This is a genomic window from Paenibacillus terrisolis (assembly GCF_056171975.1).
The window spans coordinates 234,012-259,693 of the sequence record NZ_JBKFGG010000008.1; the positions used below are offsets into that span (position 1 = coordinate 234,012).

Genomic DNA, 25,682 nt, shown 5'->3' on the forward strand with positions numbered 1-25,682 from the left:
AAATGTGCGTTCATGCCTCTGCGGATTCAACGGCTGGGGTACCTATAGCCACAGGTTCCTTGCGCGCTATGATCATCAGCGTAATGATAAGAGCAAAAGCGATCAGCGCCAGAAAAGGGATCGTAATGAACCCGAACCAGTTCAAATAATCCACGTTGCAAGGAACGCCCACTTTGCAGGGAATGATTCCGGACAGCCCCGGTATTTTCTGTTCGGCATAATGATATATCGAAATGGAACCGCCGATAATGCTCAGCGGCAACAAATAGACGGCAATGCCGCGATCGTTGCGGTAGGACGCGATTCCGAGTAAAATCGCTTGCGGGTACATAAATATCCGCTGAAACCAGCACAGCCTGCACGGTTCATAATGCAAAACTTCACTTAAATACAAGCTTCCGGCTGTAGCAACCAGAGAAACCACCCAGGCCAGATAAATGCCGTAATTTCTAAAAAATACACGCACGGACCGTTTTCCCCCTTCACCAAACTATTTGGCGGCAGCTTCCCGATCAATCGTCTGTTTCAGCGCATCGTAATCGCCAAGATCGGCGGCATACTCCACGCCGTTGATGAACAACGTTGGCGTGCTGTCCACCTGCAGCTTGTTCGCTTCCGCATAATGCGTGTCCACTTCGCTTTGATACTTGGCGCCGGTAATGTCCGCTCTCAGTTGATCATAGTCAACCTGCAGTTTTTCCTGCTTAGCCAGATCCACAAGAAAGTCCACCGTTGCCCAGCCTGTATTTTCCTCGCCTTGATGCTTATAAATCGCGTCGAAATAAGTCCAATAAGCGTCTTTATTCTGATGAAATACCGATTGGGCCGCGAGTGCGGCGGTGTTGGAGGCATCTCCTATAAAAGGAAGATTCATAAAGTAAAAAGTTGCTTTTCCCGTGTTAACGTAATCCTGAACAAGTTTGGGCTTGATTAGCTCATTGACATTTTTGCAGGCCGGGCACTGAAAATCCCCGAATTCGACGATTTTGACCGGAGCGTTCGAATTCCCGAGCGCCGGCAAGCTCGCATAGTCAAATTCAGCAGCGGCAACCGTCCCGGTTGTTTTAGGTTGAAATACGACAACCGCGATGACCAGAACGAGCAGAATCCCTACCGTCGTAAACCAGATCAGTCGTCTCATTTTTTGCTTTTGTTTGAGTTTGGCTTGTTCGGCTTTTCGCTGAGCCAAGGCTTTAGTTGCAGTTTTCGGCGGCATGGGGTCCCTTCTTTCTCTCTTAATTATACTGATTTTCATCCTGCAACAATTCTAGTTACAAATAAAGGATTCGTCAAGTTTACGCCCCGCACAGCAAAAAAAGGCTGCAATTGAATCGCAGCCTTTCCCGTCGTTTCCAGTCGTATCTATGATGAACAGTTTTCGTTATTCCCCGTTATGCTTCCCGTTCGAGACAACCGAAGACGGTTCTCCGTCAGCGGCGGCATCCGCGGCCAAATCCGCGTCGGCCACACGCGGCAGAATGATGGAAGCGAGCAGTTCTTCCGCAACGGTATGCAGCTTGATGCCTTCCGGAAGTTTCACATCGCCGGCCAGCAGCTTGTCCCCCGCATCCAGGGAAGAAATGTCGATCTCCAGACTTGCCGGCAAAATATCCGCCATTCCTTCGACATCCAGTTCGGTCGCCTGAACCTGAAGGACCCCTCCGACTTTCGTGCCGGCCGCGGTTCCCGTAAAATGAAGCGGGATATGGACGCGAATCGGCCTGTTTTTGGAGACCCGCTGAAAGTCCACATGCACGATTTTCCCGTCCCGCTGTTGAAATTCTTTAATTAAAGCCGGAAAGCTGGCTCCGCCTTCTACCTTGAGGTCGAAAAATTCCGATCTGCCGGTACGGAATACCTTTACGAGTTCCTTAGCATCAACATGAACCGCTAGATTTCCGGTGTCCGTCCCGTATACAACCGCCGGAACTCGACCGTCTTGTCTAAGCTGGCGCAGCGAAGAACGAGTCGTGTCCGTTCTTGGCTTGGCGTCCAAATGCAACGTTTGATGGTTCACACTCATTTTGCAGCATCCTCCTCAAAATAGTACTCTTTTGTATATTACCCATTTTTCATGCCTAGTTAACAAGCTAGCAAAAAAATCGGGCATAAATTTTACATAGAGTTATAATTTTTACACTGCGTTTACAAAACGATGCGCCACCTTTTTCCGCTGCATAGTAAAATGGAGATATGCACATAAAAACATTAGTCAGCGTTCTTGATGAACATCGGAGGTTGTGTAGATATGGCACTTGTTGAACAAAAGGAAAACGGCTCCAGGTATTTGAACCGCGATTTGAGTTGGGTCGAATTTAACCGCCGCGTTCTTATGGAAGCGAAGGACAGCTCAACGCCTTTGCTGGAACGGGCAAAATTTCTTTCCATCGTCTCAAGCAACTTGGATGAGTTCATGAGCGTTCGCGTAGCCGGAATCCAGGACCAGATCCGTGCCGGATACACTAAAAAGGATTTTTCGGGTTATACGCCCGCAGGCTTGTACAAACGTCTGATTTCCCGCATTTCTTCCATGGTTGCCGAACAGTATCGGACCTACCGGGAAATATCGCGTTTGATGATGAAAGAAAATATTTGCTTCCTTAAATACGAAGAGTTAAATTCGACGCAGCGGAAATCGATGGAGACTTATTATCACGATATCATTTTCCCAGTACTCACCCCGATGGCCGTTGATCAAAGCCGTCCGTTTCCGCTAGTACATACCGGTTTTGTTTATCTTGCCGTTGTCTTGGGGCGGGAAGGATCCCCTTTGGAGGAAGAGGAGGAGCCTTATTTTGCGATCGTGCAGATTCCGTCCAACTTATCCCGGTTCATTGCTCTGCCGCATCATTCCAACAGCAAGAAGCAATCTTTCATTTTAATCGAAGAGCTAATCAGGCACCATATTCAGACGTTGTTCAGCGGTTACGTACCGCTTGCCGTACACGAATTCCGGCTGACCCGCAACGCGGATCTTGCGATCGACGAAGAAGGGGCAGAGGATTTGCTGGAGGAGATTGAAAAAGAACTGCGGAAACGACGCTGGGGAGCCCCCGTGCGCCTGGAAATCCAGAAAGGGATCCACCCTTACGCGCTGGAGGTGCTGGAGGAAGAATTTGAAATTACGGACTCCGTGTTTGAAATCGACGGCCCGCTTGATCTTGGTTTTCTCGGCAAGTTGCCCGGTGCGGTCAAGGGTTATCAACGGCTGAGGTACACGCAAATCGAGCCGGATTACCCGCGGGAATTCGACAACGACGAAGATTATTTCGAGGTGCTTAAACAAAGGGATGTGCTGGTATATCATCCTTACGAAAGCTTTGACGCGGTGACGGATTTCATTAGTCAGGCATCCGAAGACCCCGCGGTGATGGCGATCAAGATGACGCTGTACCGCGTGAGCGGCAACTCGCCGCTCATTAGAGCGCTCGCCCGGGCGGCCGAATCTGGAAAGCAGGTCACCGTCATCGTAGAGCTCAAAGCGCGTTTTGACGAAGAGCGGAACATCGCTTGGGCAAGAACGCTGGAAAAAGCGGGATGCCATGTGGTATACGGCCTCATCGGACTTAAAACGCATGCCAAAATTCTGCTGGTCGTCCGCCAGGAAGGCCGGGATTTGAAGCGGTACGTACATGTCGGAACCGGCAATTACAACGACATTACCGCGCACCTCTATACGGATATCGGTTTGTTCACAACGAATCCGGCAATCGGAGAGGACGCTTCGGAATTGTTCAATCTGATTACCGGCTATTCGGAGGCCGATCGCTGGCAGGCCTTTACGCTCGCTCCGACGGGCATGAAGGACAAGCTGTTCTCGCTCATCGCCCGGGAAGCCGAACACGCCGCGGCGGGACGGCCCGCCAAGATCATCGCCAAAATGAATTCTTTGTCCAACCAGGAAATGATCGATGAATTGTATGAAGCGTCCCTGGCGGGAGTTCACATCGATCTCATCGTGCGGGGCGTCTGCTGCCTGCGTCCCGGAGTCGAGGGAATGAGCGAACGGATTACGGTCCGCAGCATCGTGGATCGTTTTCTGGAGCATTCGCGGATTTACTATTTCGAAAACGGAGGTCAACCGGAGGTCTTCATTTCGAGCGCGGACTGGATGACCCGAAATCTGACGCGCCGGGTCGAACTGATGTGCCCGGTTACCGAAGAGGATACGCGCGATACGCTCATCCAGATCCTGATGTTATGTCTTGCCGATAATGTCAAAGCCAAGCAATTGATTTCCAACGGCAAATATGAGCAGATCGCGAGCGACAAGCCTCCGCTGCGCAGCCAATTTGCCGCCCGAAATATCAATGCCTGGAAGAAGGGTGAATCTGCCACTCCAAACTGACGTTCCATACTTTTTTGAAATTTTTTGCCGCAGCCTCAAGCTGTCTGGTTTCCAGATACGCTTGACTGCAGCATTTTAATTTAAGCAGGAGCGCGCCGTCCGCAAGCTCTCCGTCCAGCTGGTCCACTGGTTGCGTCTCGCTGGCATCCAGTGCAACGGCAATTTGCACGAGCGAACCAAGCCTATGAATCAGCTCCAGATCCCCGTTAGCCAACACCCCTTTATAATCGCCAAGATTCAATCTTTTCCCCTGATTCGATACATAATCGGCCATGTAGGCGCAGAGGACGATTTCCCGGTGGTTTAATCCGCCGATCGGCGCATTTGTCAACCAATACAGCGTATGCTTGTCGTATTGATGGTAACGTACGGCACTGCCGATTTTGTACAGCATGGCAGCGGTATAGACCAATTTGCGCGTTCCCGGCTCGTTTTGCTCGCCGACCATAAGCTGATGCAGCCTAATGGCAAACGAACTGATTTGCTCGAAATGGGCCAGCGGCGCCATCGGATGAAAGGACAAGAGGGACCTTGCTTGCCGCGGCAAAACTTCCTCGGGAGCCGGTACGGTTAGCTCCATCGTATCCATCAATAGCCCTTCTCTAAGGCCCGTTCCGCTCACCAGGCAGGAAGCGGCTCCCATATGGAGATAAACCGACTGCAAAATAATCAGGCCCGGAACGATGATATCGGCGCGGGTTTTGGTCAATCCGTCGACCCGCTTCCGTTTATCCAGCGGCATGAACGGGAGCGTTTCCGCGTAATAAGCGATCGCTTCCAAATCCAGCACATAGTGATGGGCAACGCGAAGTGGATATTTCCGTCTGCGTTGATCCAGCTTGCCCAAAGAGCGAATCGTTCCCCCGAGCCCTACTAACGGCAGGCAGGGAAACGACGATACCCAATCATGTCCGGCCAGCAGTTGGCGCAGCTCTGACTTCAGTTTCGCGACGCCTTCCGCCGTCCAAGGATCCTCCCCGCCGTACATCAATTGAGCGTTTACCGCTCCGATAGGCAGCGACACGCTGTTTACGAGCTTGCGGCCGCGAAACAGCGTAATTTCCGTACTACCGCCGCCGATATCGATAATAAATCCATCCTCGATCTCCATCATTCCCGCGACGCCCAGGAAACCGAAAGCCGCTTCCTGCTCGCCGCTCAGAATTTCAATCTGCAAATCGGTATGACGGTTCAGCACCTCGACGATTTCCGCTCCATTCGCCGCATTGCGAATAGCTGCCGTAGCCGCAACCCGAACCTTATGACAGCCGTAAGCCGTGCAAATTTCCCGAAACTGGCGTAATACCGGAACCACGGATAAAATATCCTCATGTTCCATGTCGCCATCGTTTTTTATCTTTTCGCTGAGACGCGCGGATTCTTTGTTTTCGCTAATCAGACGATACTCTCCCCGATCGGTGACTTCATAAATGGCCAGGCGGATGGAGTTCGATCCGATATCGATAATTCCGATCTTCGTGTAGTTGTTCATCCTGCGTAAACTCCTGTCATTCAAAAATATGTAATACCCTCACTTTATCCTAAACGCCCTGAAAAATAAACCTGATGGCGGCGATGAGGACAAAAAAACCGGCGCCCTAAAGGCGCCGGTCAGTTAAGAAACCCATCATGCAATCGGAAAAGATAATACCCTGTTTACTTACCGCAAGTGCTGTTAACCAGTTCTACGACTTCCCCGGCGGTTTGCATTTGCAGCGCTTTGGCCGCCAGATCTTCCATCTCCGCCTTGGAAAGCTTGGAGATTTGCGAGCGGGCCGGCAGTATGGAAGTTGCGCTCATACTGAATTCATCCAGTCCAAGACCGAGCAGCACGGGGATCGCCGTCGTATCGCCGGCCATTTCGCCGCACATTCCCGCCCAGCGTCCTTCTTTGTGCGCCGCGTCGATGACCATTTTAACCAAACGGAGGATCGACGGGTTGTATGGCTGATACAAATAGGATACGCGTTCGTTCATGCGGTCCGCAGCCATCGTGTATTGAATCAAATCGTTGGTGCCGATACTGAAGAAATCGACTTCTTTGGCAAATTGATCGGCCAGCACCGCGGTCGAAGGAATTTCAACCATGATGCCGAGCTGAATGGAGTCGGAAACCTGAACGCCTTCGGCGGTCAGATTCGCTTTTTCTTCCAGCAGCAGCGCTTTGGCGGCGCGGAACTCGTCCAGCGTGGCAATCATCGGGAACATGATCCGCAGGTTGCCGTATACGCTGGCGCGAAGCAATGCGCGAAGCTGCGTACGGAAAATATCCGTTTGATCCAGGCAAAGGCGGATCGCGCGGAATCCGAGAAACGGGTTCATTTCTTTCGGCAGATCCATATATGGCAATTCCTTATCGCCGCCGATATCAAGCGTTCTTACGACAACGGGCTTGCCTTCCATTTTTTCAAGAACCGTCTTGTAGGCATTGAATTGAACGTCTTCCGAAGGAAGTTCGGTGCGTCCCATGTACAAAAACTCGGTGCGGTACAAACCGACGGCTTCGCCGCCGTTTTCGATTACGCCCGTTACATCGTTTGGCGTTCCGATGTTGGCCGCCAGCTCAACGTGCACGCCGTCTTTCGACGTTGTCGGCAAGTCGCGGAGCTTTTTCCACTCTTCGATTTGCTTCAAATGATTTTCGCGTTTGGTTTTGTATTCGGCTATAACGGCTTCGTCCGGATTTACGATAACGACACCGTCCAGACCGTCCACAATCACCATATCGCCGGAATTCACCTTGCTCAGAACCTCTTTCGTTCCGACAACCGCCGGAATTTCCAGAGAGCGGGCCATAATCGCCGAATGAGAGGTTCTTCCGCCGATGTTCGTGGTGAAACCTTTAACATAAGTGCGGTTCAGTTGAGCCGTGTCCGAAGGAGTCAAATCCTCGGCAATTACGATAACCTCTTCGGTGATTTCCGAAGGGCTCTTGTACGTAAGTCCCAGCAGATGGTTCAGCACCCGCTTGGTTACGTCGCGCATATCGGCTGCGCGCTCTTGAAGATACGCGCTTTTCATATTTTCGAACATCGCGATGAACTCACTCGCCGTTTCATTTAGCGCGAATTCGGCGCACACGCCTTCAGCCGCGATTTTATCGCGCACCGGCGTGAGCAATTCAGGATCGTTCAAAATAAGCAGATGAGATTCGAAAATCTCCGCTTTTTTGGCGCCAAGTTCTTGAAGCGTGCGCTCTTTGATCGCCTCAAGCTCTTGCTGCGATTTGGATAAGGCATCATCCAACCGCGCAAGCTCGGCGGTCGTGTCGGACACATCCCGGCGATGAACCGTGTAGTCGGGGTGCTCCAATTTGAAAGCGGTGGCTATCGCCACACCTGCCGAAGCGGCAATGCCTTCAATCTTAAGCATTCACTTCGCCTAACCCTTCGTTGACCATTACATCCGTTAGCGCTTGAAGAGCTTCTGCCGCATTTTCTCCTTCAACGGACAATGTAATAGAGTCACCTTGTTCCAAACCGAGAGAAAGAACGCCCAAAATGGATTTCAGCGTTACTTTTTTGCCGTTGGCTTCGGCGAAAGATTCTGCGCCTTTGAATTTATTGGCCGTATTTACCAGTGCGGTTGCCGGACGTGCATGGATTCCATCTTCATCCGTAATTTTGAATACTCTTTCCATATTAATCCATCTCGCTTTCTGTTTTCTTTTTATAAACTTGCGATCCCCTCTTTTATTTTAAGGGATCGCAAGTGTTATTACCAATAAGCGGGTCTTACTTGATGTCGATAATATCTTCTTCGCCCTTCGGCAAGGTGCCCGATTTCTTCAGCTCCACGACGGAACCTTCCGGCAGATTGGAGAAAATGATCGGCGAAATAATCGACGGTGCATGCTCTTTCACATAATCCAGGTCAACTTCCATAATCGGTTGACCCGCTGCGACCAGGTCGCCTTCCTTGACCAGCACATTGAAGCCTTGGCCTTTCAATTTCACGGTATTGACGCCGATGTGGACCAGCACTTCTTTACCGCCGTCGGACATAATGCCGATGGCATGTTTGCTTGGAAACACGTTAAACACCTTACCGTAAACCGGGGAAGCGATCGTACCGTCATGCGGCAGAACCGCAAAGCCGTCGCCCGTCATTTTCTCGGAAAATACCGGATCGGGCACTTTCGTAATATCCATCAATTCGCCGTTAATCGGCATGACGATGTCTTCCTTGATGATCGCGTCGCCGTCTTTGGCGGCCTGTGCTTCAGCTTCAGCCGGTTTCGGCTGATTGTTTACATCGACCTTAGGCGCTTTGCCGTTCATAATATCGGCAATTTGCGATTTGATCGTATCGGAACGCGTACCGAAGATCGCTTGAATGTTGTTGCCGACCTCCAGCACGCCGGAAGCGCCCAGTTTTTTGAGGCGATCCTTGCTGACGTTGCCCTTTTCTTTCACTTCCACCCGAAGGCGGGTAATGCAGGCATCCAGATGGACGATATTTTCTTTGCCGCCGAGAGCGGCAAGGATGTTGTGCGGAAGCTCGTCTTGCGTGACCGGCCCTTTCGCCGTCGTATCGTCATCCTCATCGGACGGATCTTCCCGGCCCGGCGTCTTGAGGTTGAATCTGCGGATAACCCACCGGAACCCGAAGTAGTAGATCACGGCGAATACCAAGCCCACGATGATGACGTACCACCACGGCGTACGGTTCGGAATAACCCCGAAGATCAAGAAGTCGATCAGACCGCCGGAGAACGTCATCCCGATTTTTACGCTAAGAAGCTGCATCGTCATGAAGGACAAACCGGCGAAAATCGCGTGTACCGCAAACAATGCCGGAGCTACGAACAGGAATGAGAATTCGATCGGTTCGGTAATCCCTGTCAGGAATGAAGTTAAAGCTGCCGAAGCCATAATCCCGGCAACATATTTCTTGTTCTCAGGTCTGGATTCTTGATAAATCGCCAGCGCAGCTGCCGGAAGACCAAACATCATGAACGGGAATTTACCGGTCATAAACGTACCGGCCGTAAATTGTACGCCATCGCGGAGCTGTGCCATAAAGATTTGTTGATCGCCGCGCACCAGCTGTCCGGACTTATTCACATATTCCCCGAATTCAAACCAGAACGGAGAGTAAAAAATATGGTGCAGCCCGAAAGGAATCAAGGACCGTTCCACGACCCCGAAAATAAATGCCGACAAGGTCTGGTTTTGCTCCAGCATGTAGTGAGAAGCGGAATTCAGTCCCGTTTGGATCGGCGGCCAAATCACAACCATGATCAATCCGAGCAGCACGGAGGTCGCCGCTGTCATGATCGGAACGAACCGTTTCCCCGCAAAGAAACCTAAGTAAGACGGAAGCTCGATTTTGAAAAATTTATTGTACATGTATGCCGCAAGTATACCGACGATAATCCCGCCGAACACCCCCGTTGCCAGCGTCGGAATTCCAAGAACGTTGGCGTAAGCGGCATCCGTGCCAACCATGGATGGAGTAATGCCGATAACCGTACTCATCGTCACGTTCATGACGAGGTAGCCGATGATGGCCGCGAGCCCAGCGACCCCCTCGCCGCCGGCAAGGCCAACCGCAACGCCAACCGCGAACAGCAAGGCCAGGTTGCTGAAAACAATTTGGCCCGCATTCATCATGACGGTTGCGACCGCATGAACGGGGTGATTATTCAAACCTGGCACGAGGTCCAGGAATTCCGGGCTAACCAGCATGTTCCCGATACCGAGCAGCAAACCTGCAGCAGGCAGCAGCGCGACAGGCAACATAAGTGCCTTACCGACTCTTTGTAAAACACCAAAAAACCGTTTAAACATAAACATCCTCCTGTGTCGTATCGTGGTGTACCAAGCAACTAAAAAAGCATGAGCCAATTAAGTTATTTGCTGTAACATTCTGCTTACGGATATAATGCCCCGCAAACCGATGATACAAACAAAAAACCTTATCAACTCATGCCTGATCGAATCAGTCACACATTGTGATTATTCAGTTGTTGTCAGAATGATCATAAGGATTATAGCAGACCATCCAAATAGTTGCAAGCAACCTAATGAATATTTGAAGGTGCCACCCGGTGAAGATGCATCGTCAAATAACTGACTTCCGCTTGATATACGGGTTTGTTCAGTTTCTGCTCCATAATTTTCGTAAGCTTGGTAGCCAGTGAATAGAGAACCGGATATTCTTGTTTCAGCAGCATCTCCAGCTTGTCCACTTCCCCGACTTGTTCTCCGCGGCGAACCCGCTCGATCGCGAACCGGAGATGCGTAAGAAGCCGGGAATAATCCAGCGAATTGCGCAAAATCGAAAACTGCAAATCCTGCTCGACGACCTCGACCAAATCGGCAATCAATTGGGCATGTCCCCTGACCTCGCTGATATGGCGGTTGGTCATGGCGCTGTTGATGTGGAGCGCGACAAAACCGATTTCGTCTTCGCCCAGATCGACCCCCATTTTTCGCCGAATCAGATCGATCGAATACTCGGCGAGTTCATATTCGAGCGGATAAATCTCCTTGGTCTCGAACAAAAAAGGATTGTGAAAAGCGATGTCCTGCTCGGCCCGTTTGATGGCGAACGCCAGGTGATCGGTAAGCGCGATATGAATATGTTCGTTCAGCTCCGTTTGGGTTCTTTGCGAAATGTACGTAATAATCTCGCCGATAACCTCGATCAACTGCTCGTCCACCTGAGGAAGCAGCTGTTTGTACTGTTCCTGCTCGTGCTGGTTCGTAAGAATGAACATTTTCTCAACCGCTTCAAGGGGAATGGAATCGCCCGTTTTTCGGTTAAATCCTATGCCTTTGCCGATGACAACCACTTCGCCATGCCCCGGGTGGTTCGCTATGATGACGTTATTGTTCAACACTTTGGCCACTAGTAGGCTGCTCACAAATTGCACCTCTTTTTGTCCTATTCTCCGAAACGCTTATGCCCATTATAATCGACCGCAAAAGTACTTGCCAGCCATTTTCATAAGCAATAAAAGCGCCTCGCCACGGCAGCGGGACGCTTTCAGCGTTTATCCTATGCAAAATTACAGGTATTGGCGGGAATTGTCAAGTCGTTTGCTATTTTGTCAACCGGATTCCTCCGAGGCGGCGCTTTCCCGGATAGCGGCTTCCGGTCCGGATTGGGAAATGGCACCGGACGGTCCGGCTAAAGCCGGAGATGGCGGAATGGAGGACGCTGCCGGAGCGGATGGCATTCCCTTACCTTTTGCGAACCCTTGGATCAGACGTTCCAGCTCGATGCCCGATACACTCTTCAGCATTTCCGGCGCGGTCGCCATCAATTCAGTTACATAGTTGCTGACTCGGGAGGCTCCTTCCCCTTTCCCCGTATCCACAACCGTCAATTTATCGATGGAGGACAGCGGAGCGGCAATTTTACCGGCCAAATCCGGAAGCATTTTGACGACGATATCGAGAATCGCGGCTTCCCCAAACTTCTGAAACGCTTCGGCGATTTTCTCTTTCGCTTCCGCTTCGGCAAGACCCCGCAGCCGGATGATTTCGGCATCGGCCGTACCTTTGGCCCGTTCGGCGTCGGCGACTGCCAGCCCCTCCAGCCGTTTCTGCTCCGCGGAAGCCCGCGCCTGCGTTTCGATGGAATATTGCAGGGCGTCGGCCTCGCGCATCTTCCGGGCCTTTTCGGCCTCGGCCGCTTGCTCTACCGCATAGCGGTCGGCATCGGCTTTTTTCTTCACTTCGGCGTCATATTGCTTTTGCCGGACCATAATTTCCTTGTCCTGCAGATCGATTTCCCGCTCCTTGCGAACCAGTTCGACCTTCATCTGCTCTTCCACCATAGTCTGTTTGGCCCGGGCCTCCTGAATATGATAAGCCTGGTCCGCTTCGGCCTTGGCGGTATCCTGTTCTTTCTTGAAGGAAGCAACCTTGAGTTCCTTCTCTTTCGAGGCTTCCGCGATATTCGTGTCGCGCAGCAGTTCCGCCTTTTGCCCCGATTCCTCCGCAAGCGCCTTCTGTATGCGCGAATCCCGAATCGCTTCGGCTTCGGCGATTTCGGCGTCCCGCTTTACCGCCGCGATCCGCGGCTTGCCAAGCGCCTCGAGATAACCGTGCTTGTCGCGAACGTCTTTGATCGTAAAGGAAACGATTTGCAGCCCCATCTTTTTCAAATCCCTGGCCGCGACGCCTTGCACTTCCTGGGCGAATTTATCCCGATTGCGGTAAACCTCCTCGACGGTCATCGCACCGAGAATCGAGCGAAGATGGCCTTCCAGCACCTCTTGCGCTTCTCCCTTCAGAGCTTCGATCGGTTTGCCCATAAACTGCTCGGCCGCCGTCGCCACGTCTTCCACGGAGCTGCCGACCTTGATGATGGCTACACCGTCCGCGGACACAGGCACTCCTTGCTCGGTGTAAACCTCCGGAGTCATCACGTCGAGCTTGTGAGAGAGCAAGGACATGAACTCCGCTTTTTGAAAAATCGGCCAGATAAACGCCCCGCCTCCGCGGACGATTTTGATCTTACGGCCGGATTGATCGTCCGAAATGTTTTTTCCGCCAAGAAACGAACCTGTCACGATCATCGCCTCGTCCGGACTTACGGTTTTGTAACGCGCCCAAAACGCGATGCCAAGAACGATAATCACAGCAATCACAATCAGGGGAATCAGCAAAAAATCAGGAATGCTCTCTAGCAATCACAACAGCTCCTTCTCGATTTGGTTTCCATACAGCTCCGATACCCGGGCGACTCCGTCCTTGGTATCCACGACGACGACAACCGTGCCTGCGGGGATATCCCGGCGATCCCAACTGGAAGCGATATGCAGCGTATTGCCGGCAACAAATTTGACCATAACTTCCCCGTACCCCTCCTTCGGAATCGGGATGGTCACCTCCCCCATTTTGCCGGGAAGCTCCGCATCGGAAAATCCTGTGGAATTTTCGCTGTTTTCCATCGGTTTCACATAAGCAAAATATACTCCGACCGACAAAAGAACGGCGATGGCTACGGCCAGCAGAAGCTGAGCTCCAGACCCCAGTGCGGTGTACTTGGCAAGCAGAATTCCCGCTCCGCCAAATGCCGTAACCGCCGAGGCGGTCACAACCGGCTTCAGAAAATCGGCGGACATGAAATCGAACACGCCGTCCAGAAAGCTGCCGATCAAATCCCCGATCACCGCACTGATGACCGCAAACAATGCACCACCGATAAAACAGCCCCAAAAAACGGATAACATGCCGTCATTCCTCTCCGAAGCAATATGTAACTATATGTAATTGATACGTAAAATTGCAGGGTATGTTTCGTTTTTCACAGGAAATATCGGCCAATCGGGGTCAAAAAAACGCCTAACCCATGCCATTTTGACGGGTTAAGCGCTTCATTAAACTTAGCATTCTTAAGGATTCATACGCCTGTTACAAAGACATCCGATAGATCTCCAATACATCCTGTTTGTCCAGGCGGGCAAAATTGCCGAACGCGCCGAATTTAACCGCCTTGTCCGCCATATCTTCCAGCCGGCTGCCGTCGATTCCGTAATCGGAGAGACGGCTTGGAGCGCCGATGGAGGTCCAGAACGAACGCAACCCCGCAATCCCTTCCTCCGCAACGGCTTCGTCGCTTTTGCCTTCCGGATTGACGCGGAAAACGTTGATCGCGAGACGCTTGAAGCGGGCAAGATCGTGATGCATATTATATTTCATCCAGTTCGGGAATAGGATCGCCAGTCCTCCGCCATGCGGGATATCGTATACCGCCGAAACGGCATGCTCAATGTTGTGCGTAGCCCAGTCGCCCGCAAGCCCCATATTCAACACGCCATTCAGCGCAAGGGTGCCGCTGAGCAGAATCGTTTCGCGGTATTCGTAATTTTCGAGATCCGAAATCAGCTTTGGCGCCGTTTCGATGACCGTGCGGAGAATCGTTTCACAGAAACCGTCCTGAACCGGTGTATTGGTGGTTTGGTGGAAATAATGCTCGAATACATGCGACATGATATCAACCATGCCGTATACGGTTTGATCCTTCGGCAAAGAATATGTCAGCTGCGGCTCCAAAATGGAAAATGCGGGATAAACGAGCGGGCTGCCCCAGCCTAATTTTTCTTGAGTTTCGTCGCTTGTAATCACCGAATTGCCGTTCATTTCCGACCCGGTAGCCGCCATCGTCAGGATCGTACCCAGCGGCAGCGCGCTTTGTGGAACAGCTTTGCGCTCCGCGAAATCCCACATGTCCCCGTCGTATTTTGCGCCGGCCGCAATCGCCTTGGAGCAATCCAGTACACTGCCTCCGCCTACGGCAAGCACAAGCTGAATACCGTTCTCCTTGCACAGTTGGACGCCGCGATGAACCGTAGATAAGCGCGGATTCGGCTCAACGCCGGACAATTCCGTCACTTCGGCGCCGATCTCCCGTAAAACAGCGAGGACTTTATCATAAAGACCGCTGCGCTTGATGCTTCCGCCTCCGTAAACGAGCAGCACTTTTTTGCCGTGTACCGGAACTTCCTTCTTTAGAGCTTCCAGCCGGTCCTTCCCGAAAATCAGCTTCGTCGGGTTATGAAACACAAAATCGTTCATCATTAGTTCCTCCCACGTATGTCGGGTTTTGTCATATCCATTTCATTATACTTCGCAACCCTTGGGAAAAACTGTGAAGCCTGTCTCAGCAAATTCTGCGCGGCATCCTAAAGCTGAGATTGTTCGGAGGAGAACATACCCTCACCGCGCGGCTTGCTTCCCTTGTCGTCGGGCTCCAGCGTAATTCCGATCGTATCGAACTCAAGGCTGTCCGAAGAGACCGGCATGGCGAGCACCCCCAGGCCAGGGTTGCCGTCCCCCTCGTTCACCCGGAAAGTTCCGGCGCTTGTGGCGACGCCATCCTTGACAAGCCATACTTGATAAGCCTGTTTGGCCGTGGTTTTCGGAGCGCCGTATACATAGATCACAAACTGCTTGCTTGTGCCGTTGTCAATGATGCAGGCGAAGCCGTATGCCTTGGCGTATTCGGCGGACTCAGGGCGCAAAGGAACGGCCAGCTTGATTTGCGACGCGGACACGTTAAGCGCCTTTTCCACCGGTACCGGCGCAGCGCTTCGTTCAAAATACATCCGGAGATTTAAGGCCGAACTTGCCAGGAACAATATAAAAATAACGGAAGCCGTCGCCGTCATAAACCGGCTTCTTCGCATCGCGCTCCGTTTCGCCTGCTCCGCTGCGACAATCGCCCTGCCGAACTCCTGCGACGGCGGAGACGCTGCTGCCCCCGTTGTCCCCATTCCCGCTGCAAAAGCGGCGTCCAGCACCTGCTGCTTCAAATCTTCAGGCGGGTTCATCCATTCCATATCCGAGCCTAACGCCTCCCAGGTTTCCCGCAGCTCCTTCATTTCGGTCCGGCAGGCTATGCAGCCCGGAAGATGACGTTCAAAAGCAAGTCTTTGTTCTTCCGTGCATTCGCCCGTCAGCACGTCGATAAGCAGATCGCAGGACGGTGTGCGTTCCTTGTTCAAGGTCATCCCTCTCCTTCCGAAATCAGATGCCTGCGCAGTATTTTGAGCGTCTGATGCAATCTGTTTTTAATCGTTCCAAGCGGCTCCCTGTAATGAACCGAAAGCTCCTTCAGGGTGTATCCCTGCCAGTAAAAATGCTCAAGCAATTCGACCTGCTGCCGGGAAAGATAACGGTAAGCGCCGCGGATTTGCCGGATCAGCGACTCGCGCTCCGCGCTTTCCTCCGGCGAAGCTTCGTTGCCCGCAATCCGCTCTAATTGTCCGGAATCGTAAGGGGCGATTTCGTCGCTGGCTCTTCGTTCCTTACGCAGCCAATCCACCGTAATATGGCGGGTGACGGTTACAAGCCAGCTCGTAAACCGGCCCTTGCTTGGGTCATAACCCGATTCCGTCGTCCACAGGCGGATAAATACCGATTGTACGACTTCCCGGGCGGCCTGTTCATTCCGCAGCGATTTGACGGCAAAAGAATAAACAAGCCTCGCATGGCGATCGTACAATATCGATAAAGCTTCCTGCCGCTTTTCTTTAACAAGCAGCATCAGTTCGTAATCGGAGAGATTATGCATCGCGATGCCTCCAGAATCGGCTAGAATGACTTGTCCCCTTATCATACCGGAAAATCAAGCTTTGACCACAATTTTGGCGGTCATGCTCGTATGCAAGGAGCAGTGGTAACCGAATTCGCCCTCCTTATCAAACGTAATCGTTTGGGATTCGTTTTGGCCAAGCAGACCGGTATCAAACGAACCTTCGTCCGCCGTGGCCGAATGCTGGGCCGAATCCAGATTGGTAAAAGTGACCGTATCGCCGGGATGAATCTCCAGCGAATCCGCCGAGAAACTGAAATTGCTGATCTCGATAACATGATTCACGCTCTCGGTTTTGCCGGATTTTGGCGAGTCATCGGATTTGGATGAATTCGGTTGAGACGACGAATCCGGTTTGGCCGATCCGGTTGATGCCGTACCGGATTTGCCCGCGGAAGCCTTCGGTCCGGCAGTACCAGTTGCCGGTTTGCCGCCTGCTTTTGAAGCGGAGTCATCATGAGGCGAAGACATATCCATGCCGCTCATATCATCTTTGGATCCCGCGGATTTATCCGGGCTTTTCACCGGCTGTCCCTGCTGCTTCGCGGCTACGGATGAGGAGGAAGCTGTGCCGGAAGATGCGGATGTATCCGTTGAGACGGAAGCGGAAGTATCCGACGAAGAAGAATAATCCGTCTCAGCGGAAGGGCTGTTGCCGGTTCCGGTTGCGGCTGTCTCCTCGGAAGTATCCGTCGGTGTTGTGGCTGTGTTATTCATTTGCTCGGCAGAAATGTTTCCCGATGACGTTTCATTGGTCGAATTGACGGAGGGACCGGCGCTGTTTGAATTGCCGCAAGCCGATAAGACCAGCATAGCGGCGAAAATACCGATGAGAGCTGTTTTTTTCAATTTGTATCATTCCTTTCGTTTGGATTACCCATTATGTATTAGCTAACGCTCATCCCCGAAAGACGGTTTGAATTTTATTTATAAAAATTTAAAAAAACAAAAACAGCATTACCAAGGTTTTACCCCTGGCACTGCTGTTTTGTTCTGTACAAATTCAAACGATTGTAAATCAAATTTCTTGATACCCGGCGGAGAACACGAAGCGGCGGAAGGCCTGCCGCCCGGATTCGGTCGCCTTGAATACTCCGGAATGCTCCAATATCTGCGAGAACTTGAGGCCCACTTCTTCGCGAAGCAGGACTTCGGCTTCCTCACGGACCAGCTTCGTACCCACTCGATCCGTCAACTCCTTGATCCATGGAGCATGAACTTTTAAGGGAGAAGCGGGGTCGGAAAGCGTCCGCTCCAGCAGCGCTGTGTCGCCGCTAAGGATTCCGGCGATATCCGCGAGTTCTTCCTTTAATCGTCCCGGCAGGATGGCGAGGCCCATGACTTCGATCAGGCCGATGTTTTCTTTTTTGATATGATGCATTTCCCGGTGCGGATGGAAAATACCTTCGGGATGCTGCTCGCTCGTGCGGTTATTCCGCAGAACGATATCGGCCTCATATCCCCCGTCCGCGCTGCGCCGAACGATAGGAGTGACCGTATTATGCGGAACGACTTCGCCGGATTCCTCCGAAAAAGCGTACACTTCCGCATCGGGATCGCTGTAAGCTTTCCATTTCTCGTACAAATCGTCCGCCGCTTCGAGCAGAACGTCAGGATTTTGCCCGTTCAGACGGAGCACCGTCATCGGCCATTTCACGATGCCGACCTTCACACCGGCAAATTCGGGATGCTCGAAGCTGGCCTCAACCGGCGCTTTTTCCAGCGGAAACTGATGTCTGCCGCCCTGGAAATGGTCATGGGTCAAAATCGATCCCCCTACGATCGGCAAATCCGCGTTGGAACCGATGAAATAGTGCGGGAAGCTTGTCGTAAAATCAAACAGCCGTTTGAACGTTTGCCGCGTCAGCTTCATCGGCACATGGTCATGTTGAAACACGATGCAGTGCTCGTTGTAGTAAACGTATGGCGAGTATTGGAAAAACCATGACTCTCCGCTAAGCTCCAGCGGAATCACGCGCAAATTTTGCCGGGCGGGATGGTTGAGCCGTCCCGCGTAACCGACGTTCTCGCGGCAGAGCTGACATTTCGGATAAATCGGTGGAGGAAGCAGCTTGGCCATAGCGATTTCCTTCGGATTTTTCTCCGGTTTGGACAGATTGATCGTAATCTCCATGTCGCCATATGGCGTAGGCTGGCTCCAGTAAATATTTTGCGAGATGCGGTCCATCCGAATGTAGTTGCTGTCGACCGACAGCTTGTAAAACGAATCCGTTGCCGCCTTGATCCCTTTTTCTTTTTCCGTCTTCCGGAAGGCGGCGATCGTCTCGGACGGACGGGGCATCAAGAGGCCCATGATTTTGGCGTCCAGCAAATCCCGATACGTGGACGTATCCTCCGGAATAAGCCCGATCGTGACGCCGTAGTCGATTAATATTTCAAGTGGCTGCTGGGGACCGTTAAGCGGTTCTTCCTCGACTGTTCCGGCAAAGGGTTCGTCAAAGGAGAACAATTCCATCAGGCGATTACGCGAATAATCCACGTCCCACCAGTCCATCATTCCTTGCTCCAGCGCATAGTGAACCAGCCGTTCAATCGCATGCAAAACGTCTTGTATGTTTCTCTCGTCTGCTCCCATCTCGCTTCAGCTCCTTAGTTGTCCTTATACCCGTTCGGATGATTCCGGTGCCACTCCCAAGCACTGCGGATAATATCCTCCAGCTTGCCCAGCGCGGGATTCCATCCCAAAACCGTTCTTGCTTTATCCGAAGAAGCGATCAGCACCGCGGGGTCTCCGGCGCGGCGCGGACTTACCACTACCGGGAAATCGATGCCGGTTACTTCGCGAACGACGGAGATGACTTCTTTGACCGAGAAGCCTTGTCCGTTTCCGAGATTGAACACGTTGCTGTCACCGCCGCCGATCAGATGATCCACCGCCCGAACATGCGCGTCCGCCAGATCGGTAACGTGGATGTAATCACGTACGCAGGTCCCGTCCGGCGTGTTGTAATCGTCTCCGAAAATCTGGATCGAAGGACGTTGCCCCAGCGCCGTTTGCAGAATAAGCGGGATCAGATGGCTTTCCGGCCGGTGATCTTCGCCGATTTTTCCGCTCTCGTGCGCCCCGGCGGCGTTAAAGTAACGCAGCGCCACGTATTTGATGCCAAGCACCCGGTCAAACCAGGCCATCATCCGTTCCATCGTCAGCTTCGTTTCCCCATAAACGTTGGTTGGATTCGTAGGATCGTTCTCCTCGATCGGCACCTTTTCCGGTTCGCCATAGGTTGCGGCCGTGGAAGAGAACACGATCCGGCGCACGTTCGCCTCATCCATCGCTTCCAGCAGGCAAAGGGTACCGTAAACATTGTTGTCGTAATATTTGACCGGCTTCTGCATGCTTTCTCCAACCAGCGAGTTCGCGGCAAAATGAATCACGGCTTCAATCTCGTTCTCCGCAAACAGCTTGGAGAGCAGCGCCTTATCGCGCAAATCGCCTTCGTACAGCTTGCCGCCCAGCAGCGCATCCCGATGCCCGGTTTGCAGATTGTCGAGAACGACGACTTCACGGCCACGGCTAAGCAGCTCCGCCACAGTATGCGAACCGATATAGCCGGCTCCTCCGGTTACCAATATCGCCATAATCAGATCTCTCCTTTCATTTCGTGTACCCCGTCGCCTACGCCGCAGACGTAAAAATCGCCTTCCAGCCCGGTGCGCTTCAGATAAGCTGCTCCGACTTCCTTCACGAAGCGGTCGACATCGTCTTCATGCACCAGCGAAACAGTGCAGCCGCCAAAACCTGCGCCGGTCATCCGCGCGCCCAGCGTACCCGGAATTTTCCGTGCTTCCTCCACCATCACGTCTAGCTCCGTACAGCTAACTTCGTACAAATCACGAAGCGAGTCGTGGGAATCGTTCATCAGCTTGCCAAAAGCCTGCAAGTCACCGCTGCGCATTGCCGCCACCGATTCCAGTACGCGGGCGTTTTCCTCTACGACATGTTTGGCGCGGTTGTACAGTACTTCCTCGTTGAAATCGCCTTTCAATTCCTCAAGCTGCTCCGGCTTCAAATGAGCCAGATAGCTAAGTCCCGGTTCCCGCTTCTGCAAAATTTTCAATGCCGCATCGCATTGCCCGCGGCGCTCGTTGTACTTGGAATCCACAAGGCCTCTGCGTTTATTCGTGTTGCCGATGACGAGCTTATACGCTCCCGCGCGGAACGGAACCCGCTCGTATTCCAGCGTGTCGCACATCAGCAGGATCGCATGATCTTTGGCGCCGTTGGCTACCGCGAACTGATCCATGATGCCACTGTTTACGCCGACGAACCCGTTTTCGGCTCTTTGGGACAGACGAGCGATTTCGACGGTATCCGTTTCTTTGCCTTCAACGCTGAGCAGCGCGTAAGCCGTAACGACTTCGAGCGACGCCGAGGAAGACAAACCGGCCCCGTTCGGGATTTCACCATGGAACAGCAGGTCATACCCGCTCGTCAGCTCTACGCCGAGCTTCTTCAATTCCACGATAACACCAAGCGGATAGTCGATCCATTCCCCGGTTTTGCTTGTGCCGAGTTCTTCGAGACTCAGTTCCGCCGTATAAGGCAAATTCATGGAAATAAATGACACCTTGCGGTCATTCCGTTTCCGAATCGCCAGCGTGGTGCCGAACTCAAGAGCGGCAGGCAGCACATAGCCGCCATTGTAATCGATGTGCTCGCCAATCAGGTTGACCCGGCCGGGCGCATTGAAAATACGCAGTTCTTCCGCGCTTTCGCCATAGCTGGATATAAACAATTGTTTCATTTCATGCTTGTTCATGTCACGTACACCCCATCTTCATGGAATTTTTGTTCCTAGTTCCAGTATAAAAGAAAACGTTGCTCTTTGATAATGCATCTTTGGGAGGAGTATATAGATAAATGTGACTTTAGAGGGTAAAATAGAAATGGGGATGATCCTGGGAGGTGTGTTCATTTGATGGCGGAAAAAGAAACCTATAGCGCGGCTGCCAATCCTGAGGTGCAAATTACGGACGACCTGCATGTCCTCTTTGCCGGGGAAAGCCAAACGCGAGCCGATCATCGGCTTGGTCCGAAAGTATATGATTATTTTCTGCTGCATTTCGTTGAGGCGGGAAAAGGAGTTTTTCACACGGAATACGCTCTGTATGAACTAAGCGAGGGAGACTGCTTTTTGATCCATCCGGAACAGCTCGTCAGTTACGCTTCCGATTCCCGTGAACCCTGGCGCTACCGCTGGATCGCTTTTACCGGGGAAAAAGCGGCCGAACTCGTTCAAAGAGCCGGATTTACTCCCCAAGTGCCTGTATTCCGTTCCGAAAAAGCGGAAAGTCCGATTCCCGGACTGCTCAAAACCGTTTTGACGGCATTCCGGAGTAAAAAAAACAGTGCCCATCTGCTTTCGCTCGGACTGCTTCATCAAATCATGGCGGAAGCGGAGGATTCGCTCGTTAAGGAATTTCCGCTCCATTCGGGTGAATCCGGCGTACAACGGATCGTCAAGCAAATGATCCACTACATGACGAGCCAATATGCGCACCCCGTATCGATTGAACAAATGTGCGCCAGCCTCGGTTATAACCGTGCTTACTTGTCCCGGATTTTCAAGAGAGAAACCGGCATTACGCCCGTTACGTACCTGCTGAAGCTCAGGATCGACAAGTCCCGCCAGTTGCTTCGCGAACGTCAGGAGCTGTCGATCGAGCAAATCGCCGCTTCCGTCGGCATGACGGACCCTCTTTATTTCTCAAGACAGTTCCGCAGACTCCACGGCCAATCTCCCAGCGAATACCGTAAATCGCTGAAATAGCGCGAAAAAATTGAGCTACGGGATGAAAGTATGGAGGCAGCCGTGGGAAATTGTTCTTCCGATCGCTGTTGTTCGCGGATTTCTCTGATCAACTAAATTCATAAGAAGCAGAAATCCGCTCACAAAGGCGACCACTGGCGTTTCTGCCAGAACATTTCCCACTCATGCCGGTTTACTTTTTTAATTCAACTTATTAGTTGGGAGCGGGGAACCGCCGATGAATGCCTGGACTTCGCCTAGCACCTTGCCAATCGGTTCCGTAATCAAGAGATCGGCCCGGCTGTCGTAAGGGGTGGCGGAGGCGTTTAAGAGAACGGTATGCGAACCCCTGAAATAAGTGACCAGATGGGCGGCCGGCTGCACGGTTAACGAGGTACCGCCGATCAGCAGCAAATCCGCTCCCGCGATGGCGGCGACGGTCTCATGTATAACCTGGTCATCCAAATTCTCTCCATATAAGACGACGTCCGGCTTAACGACCCCGCCGCATTTGCCGCACCGGGGAACGGCTTCAGAGCTCGCCATCACTTCGTTTAAGCTGTGGAATTGTCCGCAATCCATGCAGTAATTGCGATGAATCGAGCCATGCAGTTCCAGAACGCGGCGGCTGCCTGCCATTTGATGAAGCCCGTCAATGTTTTGCGTCACGACGGCGTCCAGTTTTCCGGACTGCTCCAGGTTCCCCAAAAATAGATGAGCCGCATTGGGACTGGCTTCCGGATGAATCATTTTCGATTTATAGAAATCGTAAAACACCTCGGGATGCCGGTCAAAAAAGCGCCGGCTCAAAATTTCCTCCGGAGAATAAGGGGAATTGACCTCCGATTGATACAAACCCGCCGCCGAACGAAAATCGGGAATCCCGCTTTCCGTCGAGATGCCTGCCCCGCCGAAAAATACGATTTTCCGGCTTTCCCGTATCCAGGATGCGAGCAGCTCCGTTTTTCTTTCAGTCATGTTCAGGTTCCTCCTTAAAATGAAAAGATATGCAGGCCCTCATAAAGTTGGATTGGCGGCACGAAGTTCGCCGTAACCGGTCACGATCAGATCGGCGTCAAGCAGGTAGGAAGATCCCGCCCGTTCCCCCTCTTCAGCCAGCCCAATCGAAGCAGCAGCTCCTGCATGTTTGCCCATCTGCATATCGGCATTGCTGTCGCCGATTACGATGGCTTCCTCCGGTTCGATGCCAAGCTCGCGGCAGGCCAGAAGCACCATGTCCGGCTCCGGCTTTCCTTTAGAGACCCGATCTCGACCAACGATGCTGCCGAAGTAATCGCGGATGCCCATCCACTCCAAATGAGTTTCGGCCTCACTCGCGGTATCCGATGTCACAACGCCAAGCGCCAACCCTTGATTGCGGCAGGCTTCGAGAAAATCCGCAACCCCTGTAATCGGCCTGGCTTCGCGCCGTTTTCTCACCTCGGCCATCGCGATGGCGCTGAAACCGCGGATCCTCTGCAACGCTTCGTTCCAGGGAACGCCTGCAACATACAGCTGCCAGGCAAGCAAAGCGGTGACCTCCTCCTCTGTACCCATGGCGAGCGGACCGGTTTTATCATAACCGACGCATTGATTTTCAGCATCGTAAATTTGCCCGAGCAACTGCGATTTTTCGCCGAGCCTTCGCCCCCCAAGACAAGCCAGCTCCCGATCCAGCAAGCCGGTAAGGCGATCGGCCCAACTTCCCCATAACGCCATGAAATCAAGCAATGTGCCATCCTTATCGAACAGCACTCCCCGGCAAGGAATCGGCCTTTTTTTTACGAATATCGCAGGCATCCCGCTCCCCCTATCGCGTACAAGTCTATGTTCCTATTTTACCTCAAAACCGAAGCAGGATTAAGGGCTTCATGATGCATCTTCAGGATTCAAAACTTCGTCATAATTCAATAAGCTGACAGCGTTTTCTATTGTGATTATTATCACAAGAAGCTGCATGCAAAAGGAGTATTTTATTCATGGAAGAATTATTTAAAATTTTGAGTTTCACTTGACCTAAATTGCCAAGCAGAAGCGGATGAAGGAGAGCGGACATAAGTCATGACGGACAAAACCATAATCCAGCGTGGAGAGACGTTTTTTCTTAACCTGCGCTTTCTGCTTATCGTTTGCGTGTTTGTCGGCAATGCGATCGAACCTTTAATTACTCGGTTTGACAGCATGCATTCGCTGTACATTTGGATTTTTACCTTTCATATGCCGTTATTCGTATTCGTTACCGGATATTTCGCCAAGTCCAATCTGTCCGGAGAAGCGGGGCGCAAAGTTCTGCTGCAAACCGGGATGCAGTACATTATTTTTCAAAGTTTGTATTCGCTGCTCGATGTCGCCGTTTTCCGAGTAAAGGACATTCATCATTCGTTTTTTGCGCCTTATTTGCTGCTTTGGTTTCTCGCGAGCCATCTTTGCTGGCGTTTGCTGCTGCTCATCATGCGCAGATGGATTCCGCTGCAGCAAATTGCCGCCTCTGTTGCGCTTGGCGTGCTGGTCGGCTATTTGCAGGTCGGCGGCACTTGGTTCAGCGTGTCCCGAACCTTTGTTTATCTTCCCTTCTTTATCGCGGGCTATCATTTTTCCTTTGCATGGTTCCAAAAGAGCTTCACCCGCAAAGTTCGAATCGCCGCCGGCGTCTTTTCGATTCTTTGGCTTGCCGCTATTGCCGGGCTGGGTCAAGGCGTCGAGCCGGGCTGGCTTTACGGAAATATGACTTTTGGCGAACTTGGAAATCCGCAGTGGTATGACGGCGTATTCCGACTAATGTTGTATCCTGTGCAGCTGCTGGCGGGAATCGGATTTCTGGCGTTTGTTCCGAAAAAAGACGGCGCCGTGACTAATCTCGGCCGGCGAACGTTATACGTCTTTCTGCTCCACGGTTTCATTGTCCGCTTTGCCGCAACCTCCCCGATTTACGCGGATGTTCACGGCATTCAGGGCGCGTTTGCCGTCGTTGCCGGGGCCGTTGTGCTTACGCTGGCGCTCAGCCATCCCTGGGTACGGAAATGCGCGGCACCTATCGTCGAACCGCCCGTCCAGTGGCTGCTCAAGCTGGAACGCAAGGCTTCCGGGCAAATCGAAGCGGCGAGCAAGCAATAATTATTTTTCAAGGAGGATTTCTCGTTTCAAAAGGGGCGAACTATGGTGAATAAATCATACGATAGTCCAAACCATTTTGAAGGAGGGATCTGCATGGCCCGGGGCAACGGCAAAATGAGCCGCGAAGAAGCCGGACGTTTAGGTGGACAAGCCACCTCCAAAAACCATGGCAAGGAATTTTATCAAGAAATCGGCCAGAGAGGCGGAGTGGCGACTTCCAAAAACCACAAGCGAGATTTCTATCAGGAAATCGGCCAAAAAGGCGGAGAGGCGACAGCCTTGAAGCAGGACAAAGAATTCTACCAGCGGATCGGCCGCAAAGGCGGAGAATCGCGGGGCAAAGCATAAGAATATGGAATGAACCGCTTTAGTAACTATCACATCGTGACTCATTC

The 25,682-nt window shown here is 52.2% G+C and carries 23 protein-coding genes; 4 read left to right on the forward strand and 19 right to left on the reverse strand.

What is annotated here, in order from left to right:
• Nucleotides 1-10 precede the first annotated feature (10 nt).
• The 3 genes from ACI48K_RS10295 to ACI48K_RS10305 all read right to left on the reverse strand — a co-directional run bounded on the left by ACI48K_RS10295 (nucleotide 11) and on the right by ACI48K_RS10305 (nucleotide 2,023).
• Complete coding sequence (locus ACI48K_RS10295) at nucleotides 11-466, reverse strand: disulfide oxidoreductase (protein ID WP_475027515.1); 456 nt, start codon at nucleotides 464-466, stop codon at nucleotides 11-13.
• A 24-nt stretch (nucleotides 467-490) separates the two neighbouring features.
• Nucleotides 491-1,216: a DsbA family protein gene (locus ACI48K_RS10300; protein WP_475027516.1), complete on the reverse strand. Its 726-nt coding sequence runs from the start codon at nucleotides 1,214-1,216 to the stop codon at nucleotides 491-493.
• A 165-nt stretch (nucleotides 1,217-1,381) separates the two neighbouring features.
• A complete protein-coding gene (locus tag ACI48K_RS10305; protein ID WP_475027517.1) occupies nucleotides 1,382-2,023 on the reverse strand; it encodes a 50S ribosomal protein L25 in 642 nt (213 codons plus the stop codon).
• A 225-nt stretch (nucleotides 2,024-2,248) separates the two neighbouring features.
• Here ACI48K_RS10305 and ppk1 point away from each other — a divergent pair, with 225 nt between their 5' ends.
• Nucleotides 2,249-4,348 carry a polyphosphate kinase 1 gene (gene ppk1, locus ACI48K_RS10310; RefSeq protein ID WP_475027518.1) on the forward strand — a complete coding sequence of 700 codons (2,100 nt, stop codon included), beginning with the start codon at nucleotides 2,249-2,251 and terminating at the stop codon, nucleotides 4,346-4,348.
• Here the strand turns inward: ppk1 and ACI48K_RS10315 are convergent.
• The 14 genes from ACI48K_RS10315 to ACI48K_RS10380 form a co-directional block, all read right to left on the reverse strand.
• Complete coding sequence (locus tag ACI48K_RS10315; RefSeq protein WP_475027519.1) at nucleotides 4,308-5,840, reverse strand: Ppx/GppA phosphatase family protein; 1,533 nt, start codon at nucleotides 5,838-5,840, stop codon at nucleotides 4,308-4,310. The two genes, ppk1 and ACI48K_RS10315, sit on opposite strands and share 41 nt — an antisense overlap.
• A 164-nt stretch (nucleotides 5,841-6,004) precedes the next feature.
• On the reverse strand, nucleotides 6,005-7,720 hold the full coding sequence (gene ptsP, locus ACI48K_RS10320) for a phosphoenolpyruvate--protein phosphotransferase (RefSeq protein ID WP_475027520.1): 1,716 nt from the start codon (nucleotides 7,718-7,720) through the stop codon (nucleotides 6,005-6,007).
• Nucleotides 7,713-7,988, reverse strand: coding sequence for an HPr family phosphocarrier protein (locus tag ACI48K_RS10325; protein ID WP_475027521.1), 276 nt, complete (start codon nucleotides 7,986-7,988; stop codon nucleotides 7,713-7,715). The genes ptsP and ACI48K_RS10325 overlap by 8 nt, the downstream gene beginning before the upstream one ends.
• Before the next feature lie 94 nt (nucleotides 7,989-8,082).
• Complete coding sequence (gene ptsG, locus ACI48K_RS10330; RefSeq protein ID WP_475027522.1) at nucleotides 8,083-10,140, reverse strand: glucose-specific PTS transporter subunit IIBC; 2,058 nt, start codon at nucleotides 10,138-10,140, stop codon at nucleotides 8,083-8,085.
• Between the two features lie 233 nt (nucleotides 10,141-10,373).
• On the reverse strand, nucleotides 10,374-11,219 hold the full coding sequence (glcT, locus tag ACI48K_RS10335) for a glucose PTS transporter transcription antiterminator GlcT (protein ID WP_475027523.1): 846 nt from the start codon (nucleotides 11,217-11,219) through the stop codon (nucleotides 10,374-10,376).
• Between the two features lie 186 nt (nucleotides 11,220-11,405).
• Nucleotides 11,406-12,983 carry a flotillin family protein gene (locus ACI48K_RS10340; protein WP_475027592.1) on the reverse strand — a complete coding sequence of 526 codons (1,578 nt, stop codon included), beginning with the start codon at nucleotides 12,981-12,983 and terminating at the stop codon, nucleotides 11,406-11,408.
• 12 nt (nucleotides 12,984-12,995) lie between these two features.
• Nucleotides 12,996-13,538, reverse strand: coding sequence for an NfeD family membrane protein (locus ACI48K_RS10345; RefSeq protein ID WP_475027524.1), 543 nt, complete (start codon nucleotides 13,536-13,538; stop codon nucleotides 12,996-12,998).
• Nucleotides 13,539-13,719: 181 nt separating this feature from the next.
• On the reverse strand, nucleotides 13,720-14,883 hold the full coding sequence (locus tag ACI48K_RS10350) for an iron-containing alcohol dehydrogenase (RefSeq protein ID WP_475027593.1): 1,164 nt from the start codon (nucleotides 14,881-14,883) through the stop codon (nucleotides 13,720-13,722).
• A 107-nt stretch (nucleotides 14,884-14,990) separates the two neighbouring features.
• The gene (locus tag ACI48K_RS10355) at nucleotides 14,991-15,812 is read right to left on the reverse strand and encodes an anti-sigma factor domain-containing protein (protein WP_475027525.1); all 822 of its coding nucleotides are present in this window, start codon (nucleotides 15,810-15,812) and stop codon (nucleotides 14,991-14,993) included.
• 2 nt (nucleotides 15,813-15,814) lie between these two features.
• Entirely contained in the window at nucleotides 15,815-16,381 is a 567-nt protein-coding gene (locus tag ACI48K_RS10360; protein WP_475027526.1) for an RNA polymerase sigma factor, read from the reverse strand.
• Nucleotides 16,382-16,435: 54 nt separating this feature from the next.
• The gene (locus ACI48K_RS10365) at nucleotides 16,436-17,251 is read right to left on the reverse strand and encodes a cupredoxin domain-containing protein (protein WP_475027527.1); all 816 of its coding nucleotides are present in this window, start codon (nucleotides 17,249-17,251) and stop codon (nucleotides 16,436-16,438) included.
• A 169-nt stretch (nucleotides 17,252-17,420) separates the two neighbouring features.
• Entirely contained in the window at nucleotides 17,421-18,998 is a 1,578-nt protein-coding gene (locus ACI48K_RS10370) for a UDP-glucose--hexose-1-phosphate uridylyltransferase (protein ID WP_475027528.1), read from the reverse strand.
• A gap of 14 nt (nucleotides 18,999-19,012) precedes the next feature.
• Nucleotides 19,013-20,002, reverse strand: coding sequence for a UDP-glucose 4-epimerase GalE (gene galE / locus ACI48K_RS10375; protein ID WP_475027529.1), 990 nt, complete (start codon nucleotides 20,000-20,002; stop codon nucleotides 19,013-19,015).
• Nucleotides 20,003-20,004: 2 nt separating this feature from the next.
• Complete coding sequence (locus ACI48K_RS10380; protein WP_475027530.1) at nucleotides 20,005-21,183, reverse strand: galactokinase; 1,179 nt, start codon at nucleotides 21,181-21,183, stop codon at nucleotides 20,005-20,007.
• A gap of 159 nt (nucleotides 21,184-21,342) precedes the next feature.
• Here ACI48K_RS10380 and ACI48K_RS10385 point away from each other — a divergent pair, with 159 nt between their 5' ends.
• Nucleotides 21,343-22,194, forward strand: coding sequence for a helix-turn-helix domain-containing protein (locus tag ACI48K_RS10385; protein WP_475027531.1), 852 nt, complete (start codon nucleotides 21,343-21,345; stop codon nucleotides 22,192-22,194).
• Nucleotides 22,195-22,374: 180 nt separating this feature from the next.
• Here ACI48K_RS10385 and ACI48K_RS10390 read toward each other — a convergent pair whose 3' ends face one another.
• Nucleotides 22,375-23,151 (reverse strand): NAD-dependent protein deacylase, encoded by a 777-nt coding sequence (locus ACI48K_RS10390; RefSeq protein WP_475027532.1) that lies wholly within the window; start codon nucleotides 23,149-23,151, stop codon nucleotides 22,375-22,377.
• Between the two features lie 39 nt (nucleotides 23,152-23,190).
• Nucleotides 23,191-23,973 carry an HAD family hydrolase gene (locus ACI48K_RS10395; RefSeq protein ID WP_475027533.1) on the reverse strand — a complete coding sequence of 261 codons (783 nt, stop codon included), beginning with the start codon at nucleotides 23,971-23,973 and terminating at the stop codon, nucleotides 23,191-23,193.
• Nucleotides 23,974-24,234: 261 nt separating this feature from the next.
• On the opposite strand from ACI48K_RS10395, the gene ACI48K_RS10400 reads away from it, so the two are divergent.
• A complete protein-coding gene (locus ACI48K_RS10400) occupies nucleotides 24,235-25,287 on the forward strand; it encodes an acyltransferase family protein (RefSeq protein ID WP_475027534.1) in 1,053 nt (350 codons plus the stop codon).
• A 93-nt stretch (nucleotides 25,288-25,380) separates the two neighbouring features.
• Nucleotides 25,381-25,635 carry a KGG domain-containing protein gene (locus ACI48K_RS10405; protein WP_475027535.1) on the forward strand — a complete coding sequence of 85 codons (255 nt, stop codon included), beginning with the start codon at nucleotides 25,381-25,383 and terminating at the stop codon, nucleotides 25,633-25,635.
• Nucleotides 25,636-25,682: the final 47 nt, after the last annotated feature.

Coding starts and splice junctions, on each gene's coding strand:
- ACI48K_RS10300 (WP_475027516.1), bottom strand. CDS start 1,216: ATGCCGCCGAAAACTGCAACTAAAGCCTTGGCTCAGCGAAAAGCCGAA.
- ACI48K_RS10305 (WP_475027517.1), bottom strand. CDS start 2,023: ATGAGTGTGAACCATCAAACGTTGCATTTGGACGCCAAGCCAAGAACG.
- ppk1 (WP_475027518.1), top strand. CDS start 2,249: ATGGCACTTGTTGAACAAAAGGAAAACGGCTCCAGGTATTTGAACCGC.
- ACI48K_RS10315 (WP_475027519.1), bottom strand. CDS start 5,840: ATGAACAACTACACGAAGATCGGAATTATCGATATCGGATCGAACTCC.
- ptsP (WP_475027520.1), bottom strand. CDS start 7,720: ATGCTTAAGATTGAAGGCATTGCCGCTTCGGCAGGTGTGGCGATAGCC.
- ACI48K_RS10325 (WP_475027521.1), bottom strand. CDS start 7,988: ATGGAAAGAGTATTCAAAATTACGGATGAAGATGGAATCCATGCACGT.
- ptsG (WP_475027522.1), bottom strand. CDS start 10,140: ATGTTTAAACGGTTTTTTGGTGTTTTACAAAGAGTCGGTAAGGCACTT.
- ACI48K_RS10345 (WP_475027524.1), bottom strand. CDS start 13,538: ATGTTATCCGTTTTTTGGGGCTGTTTTATCGGTGGTGCATTGTTTGCG.
- ACI48K_RS10350 (WP_475027593.1), bottom strand. CDS start 14,883: ATGAACGATTTTGTGTTTCATAACCCGACGAAGCTGATTTTCGGGAAG.
- ACI48K_RS10360 (WP_475027526.1), bottom strand. CDS start 16,381: ATGCATAATCTCTCCGATTACGAACTGATGCTGCTTGTTAAAGAAAAG.
- ACI48K_RS10370 (WP_475027528.1), bottom strand. CDS start 18,998: ATGGGAGCAGACGAGAGAAACATACAAGACGTTTTGCATGCGATTGAA.
- galE (WP_475027529.1), bottom strand. CDS start 20,002: ATGGCGATATTGGTAACCGGAGGAGCCGGCTATATCGGTTCGCATACT.
- ACI48K_RS10380 (WP_475027530.1), bottom strand. CDS start 21,183: ATGAACAAGCATGAAATGAAACAATTGTTTATATCCAGCTATGGCGAA.
- ACI48K_RS10385 (WP_475027531.1), top strand. CDS start 21,343: ATGGCGGAAAAAGAAACCTATAGCGCGGCTGCCAATCCTGAGGTGCAA.
- ACI48K_RS10390 (WP_475027532.1), bottom strand. CDS start 23,151: ATGACTGAAAGAAAAACGGAGCTGCTCGCATCCTGGATACGGGAAAGC.
- ACI48K_RS10395 (WP_475027533.1), bottom strand. CDS start 23,973: ATGCCTGCGATATTCGTAAAAAAAAGGCCGATTCCTTGCCGGGGAGTG.
- ACI48K_RS10400 (WP_475027534.1), top strand. CDS start 24,235: ATGACGGACAAAACCATAATCCAGCGTGGAGAGACGTTTTTTCTTAAC.
- ACI48K_RS10405 (WP_475027535.1), top strand. CDS start 25,381: ATGGCCCGGGGCAACGGCAAAATGAGCCGCGAAGAAGCCGGACGTTTA.